Source organism: Neisseria sp. P0021.S005, assembly GCF_051956955.1.
This window is the reverse complement of the sequence record NZ_JBQCWY010000503.1, coordinates 1-2,239: the sequence shown is the minus strand read 5'-3', so window position 1 is coordinate 2,239 and position 2,239 is coordinate 1. Positions and strand designations below refer to the sequence as shown.

The following is a 2,239-nucleotide window of genomic DNA, read 5'->3' as shown; positions in this document are numbered from 1 at the left end:
TAAACATGGCAGAAAGTTTACTGGTACCGACGTTGGAAGATTTTTGCATAATGCCGCGCACATCCAAAGTAGGATAAACGTGGGTATCTTGTACGGTAGCCGGACCGATTTTGTAAGGCAGGGTATTGAACGTATCGGTTGCATCCACTTTACCGGAATCCAATGCTTTGGCAATGGTAAACGGTTTCATTGCAGAACCGGGTTCAATCATATCGGTTACGGCGCGGTTACGGCGCTGTTCGCTATTGGCTTGACCCGGTTGATTCGGATCGTAAGCAGGGCTGTTGACCAAAGCCAAAATTTCGCCGGTTTGCGCATCCAATACCACAACCGTACCCGCTTTGGCTTTGTGATAAGCCACAGCCTTGTTCAACTCGTCATAAGCCAGCGTTTGAATACGCTGATCCAAAGACAAAATCATGTCTTGGCCATTTTTAGGCACGCTGTTGCGTGGAGAGTCGAGGCTGTCAACGATATTACCTTTGTTGTCACGCAATACGACTTTCGCACCATCTTCACCGCGCAGACTGTCTTCACGGGAAAGCTCCAAGCCCTCTTGACCTTTGCCGTCGATATTGGTAAAACCGATAACATGCGCAAACAGATTGCCCATCGGGTAATGGCGTTTCAATTCTTTTTGGAATGCGATACCTTTAATGCCCAATGCTTTGATTTCTTCTGCTTTCTCGTAGCTGAGTTGACGTTTCAGATAGATAAAGCCTTTGTCTTTTTTAGACAATTTATTTTTCAAAACTTCAACAGGCACATCGGCAATGGCCGACAGTTTTTCTAACTGCTCGTCAGTCGGCATTTCCTCCATGCCGGAAGGCATGGCATACAATGATTCGGTAGGCGCACTCAACGCCAATGTAGCACCATTGCGGTCGGTAATCATACCGCGTGATGCAGGCAGCGGAAGTGTGCGCACAAAACGTTGGTCGCCCTGATTTTTCAAAAACTCATGCTGACTGGTTTGCAGATAAACCCCGCGCACCAACAGACCGGTAAATGCCAGCGCAACGGCACCCAGCACCAAACCAATACGTCCGTTACTTGTCAGCGGTTTTTTTGTTTTTGTGGTTCCAGACAGCATTTGAGGTTTATATTCGTTCTTAATTAACATGTTGGACTTCTCATGACTTAGCTGCTCAGTGAGCTATTAATTCCCGTAAACACCTTGAAAACAAGGCTATATTCTTATTTTTTGCGTTCCAGCATAGCCGTATTATGCGCACCCGGCGGAAGCAGATGTTGCTTTTCGGCCGCCACTTTAATCAGTTTGTGGTTTGCCAATCTTGCTTGCTCCAGTTTCAAGCGCGCGTAATCCTGTTCCAACTGAATTTCCCGCTTTTGCGCCTTATCCAACTCGATAAAGTGCAAGCGCGACTGGTTTTGCTTAAACACTACGGCAAAGGCAGAAACCGTCACCAAAACCAGTAATAAAATATTCAACTTACCCATTTCAAACTTTCAGACGGCCTGTCAACAGAAACATCCCTTGCGACAATGCCGAAACGCTTTCCCTAGTCAACAACCGAAAATTCGCCGCTGCTGCGCTCCGCCACACGCAAAACTGCACTGCGCGCACGCGGATTGGTTTCAGTCTCTGTCGAACCCGGTTTGATTGCTTTGCCCACAGCCTTCAAAGGCGGTTGAGGCAAATCCGCTTCCTTGACCACCGCCCAACGGGGCAAAGGCGCATGTTGCGAATATTTTTTAATAAACTGCTTCACAATTCTGTCTTCCAGCGAATGGAACGCAATGACGGCCAAGCGTCCACCCTCTTTCAGACGGCCTGCAACCTGCGGCAAAACTGCCTCTACCTCTTCGAGCTCGCGGTTAATAAAGATGCGAACTGCTTGGAAGGTGCGCGTAGCAGGGTCTTGTCCGCGCTCACGAGTACGGACGTTTTGCGCCACAAGCTGCGCCAGCTTGCGGGTTGTATCGATGGGACTCTCCTCGCGTTGCGCAACAATGGCGCGCGCAATCTGGCGACTAAACCGCTCTTCACCATAATTCTTAATTACCTCGTGTAAATCCTGTTCGGATGCGGTTGCAATCCATTCTGCCGCAGACATCCCGCGAGTCGGATCCATCCGCATATCCAACGGCGCATCAAAGCGGAAACTGAATCCGCGGCTGCCATCGTCAATTTGCGGCGACGAAATCCCCAAATCAAAAAGCGCACCGTCAATCTTATCGATGCCCAATTCATCCAAGGCCGTCTGAAATGTTTCAA

The 2,239-nt window shown here is 49.0% G+C and carries 3 protein-coding genes; all 3 read right to left on the bottom strand.

The window, feature by feature from the left end; translation table 11 throughout:
• Positions 1 to 1,123, bottom strand: a 1,123-nt coding sequence (locus tag ACTHUE_RS16155; RefSeq protein WP_440423982.1) for a peptidoglycan D,D-transpeptidase FtsI family protein, incomplete at its 3' end; no start/stop codon positions are given.
• A gap of 74 nt (positions 1,124 to 1,197) precedes the next feature.
• A complete protein-coding gene (gene ftsL, locus ACTHUE_RS16150; protein ID WP_003681879.1) occupies positions 1,198 to 1,461 on the bottom strand; it encodes a cell division protein FtsL in 264 nt (87 codons plus the stop codon).
• Between the two features lie 62 nt (positions 1,462 to 1,523).
• Positions 1,524 to 2,239, bottom strand: a 716-nt coding sequence (gene rsmH / locus ACTHUE_RS16145) for a 16S rRNA (cytosine(1402)-N(4))-methyltransferase RsmH (RefSeq protein ID WP_440423983.1), incomplete at its 5' end; no start/stop codon positions are given.